The 2,168-nt window shown below is 63.1% G+C and carries 1 protein-coding gene and 1 pseudogene; one reads left to right on the forward strand and one right to left on the reverse strand.

Annotation, left to right across the window (positions count from 1 at the left end; all coding sequences use genetic code 11):
- Positions 1-390: pseudogene (locus A7E48_RS06850) on the forward strand (DDE-type integrase/transposase/recombinase); the annotation flags it as partial.
- Positions 391-811: 421 nt separating this feature from the next.
- On the opposite strand, the gene A7E48_RS06855 reads toward A7E48_RS06850, so the two are convergent.
- A partial coding sequence (locus A7E48_RS06855; RefSeq protein ID WP_141669402.1) for a multicopper oxidase family protein occupies positions 812-2,168 on the reverse strand: 1,357 nt, incomplete at its 5' end.

Below are 2,168 nucleotides of genomic sequence, written 5' to 3' on the forward strand. Positions count from 1 at the left end.
CCTCTCTCCGAAGCGGAACGTGGTCGCAGCGAAGCGTTTCCTGGCCAAGGCCCTCAGGTCCAATGCGTCAGCCGGGTATCCCAGAGTGATCAACACCGATAAAGCACCCTCCCTAGCCAAGGCAATCGCCGAGTTGAAGTCAGAGGGAATCTGCCCGCCAACAGTGGAACACCGGCAGGTGAAATACCTCAACAATATCTTGGAAGGCGACCATGGTCGGCTGAAGCGGATCCTCGGGCCGAAAGGCGCGTTTAAGAACCGGACATCTGCATATCGGACGTGGAAAGGGATGGAGGCGACTCATTGCGGAAAGGTCAGGGCACGATGTTTGCCTACGGGCAACCGAACCCGGACGCGGTGATCGTCAACCGGGTCTTCGAGACGGCCTGAGAACGCCCACACGCAGCGGCGATCAGGGAATGAGAAACTGAGTCTTCACTGCTCTCCGCCCAACTTTGCAACAGCACCCGACGCACGGGGAAGCGAACGAGATCAGACCTGCAGCTGCCGCAGCCAGGAGGCCGATCATCAGTGACCCGGTGGCCGCGGCGTCGGCGAACTGCTAGCCGATCGCCAACTGCGCCATCACATCAACGGTCATGATGCTGGTGCCTCCTCGGCCAGCGGCAGGGCGACATCAAGGATGTCATCGGCGGTGACCTCCCTCAGGAACACCGCGGCCGGGCGGTGGGGAAGAAGACGGTATTCTGGTTGTCCCGGAAGACCACAACACCGAGGAAGGTCACCGTGCTGCCCGATGGGTGGTCTGCAGCGACTCTGCCCACCTCGGTACTCAACCCTGCTGTGGGGGTTACTTGTAGCGAAGCGAGCTGAACATCCCGGTTTCCATGTGATAGGCGTTATGGCAGTGAAATGCCCACTCACCGGGGTTCTCAGCGATCAGGTCGGCGATTATGGTTTCACCCCGGCGGAGAAGGACGGTGTCCTTGCGTAGCCCGCCGCTGCCGGGCAGCGCCCACGTGTGGCCGTGGATGTGCATGGGATGGGGCATCATGGTCCTGTTGCGCATGACCATCCGCAGGCGCTGGCCCTCCTGCACGGTCGCGGGGGAGGATTGGCCGTCGGTGAGAATGCTCCATTCATACGGCATCATCTGCCCGCCCAGGTCGATGCTGACTTCTCGGTCTGGTGTGCCCTCGGGCAGGAGTGCACGGTCTGCTGGCTTCAGGGAGGACAGAAGCAGTCCGGTGGACGACAGCTCGGGGAAGTCGACATCGGGGCGGGGGGCCTGGCCGCCGGCGGTGCGGATGACGGCGAAGGCGCGGTCGTCCTTACCCACCGCCAAAGCCGTGAGCGGGAAGACGCCGTCGCCGAGGATGACCTCGACGTCGACACGCTCGCCCATGGACAGGTAGATCGATTCGGTCTCCCAGGGCTGGACAGGGAAGCCGTCGGTGTGGGTGACGGTCATGCGGTGACCACCGAGGGCCACCTTGAAGATGGTGTCACCGCCGGAGTTGATAAACCGCAGGCGGGCCTTGTCGCCTGGACGAGCCTCGAAGGTCCGGTGAGCACGGGGGATACGTCCGTTGATGAGGTAGTGCGGATACATCACATCGCCGGCATCCCCGCCCAGTACCCGGTCCGGGGTGCCGTGGTCGCCCATTTCCATCCCCCCGTTATGGTCGCCCATTTCCATCCCCCCGTTATGGTCGCCCGAACCCATTCCGGTGAGCTTGTCGAGCTCATCGTCGGGAGTGCCCTGAATGCCATCGACCCAGTCGTCGAGCACGATGGTCCACTCGACGTCCTGGTCCTCAGCGTCTTGCGGGTCACGGATAATCAGTGGGGCGTGGAGGCCGCGATCAAGCTGCAGGCCGGTGTGGGAATGGTAGAAGTAGGTGCCACCGTGGGGGACTTCAAAAACATAGGAGAAAGACTCGCCAGGTTCAATGGGGTCCTGGGTCATGCCGGGCACACCGTCGGCTGCGTTGTGGAGTGCGATGCCATGCCAGTGGATAGAGGTGCTCTCAGGCAGTTCATTGGTGATATCGACCTGGAGGACGTCGCCGGCGGTGGCCTCAATGGCCGCATCCCCGGTGTCAGAGACGTACCTCCACGTCTTGGCTTCGATGCCGCCGATATCCAGGGAGAGGGGCCGGGCGGTCAGTGTCCGGCGCACCGTCGGCTCACCGAGCGCAGTGGGG

This window comes from Rothia sp. ND6WE1A (assembly GCF_001683935.1).
GTDB classification, from domain to species: Bacteria; Actinomycetota; Actinomycetes; order Actinomycetales; family Micrococcaceae; genus Rothia; species Rothia amarae.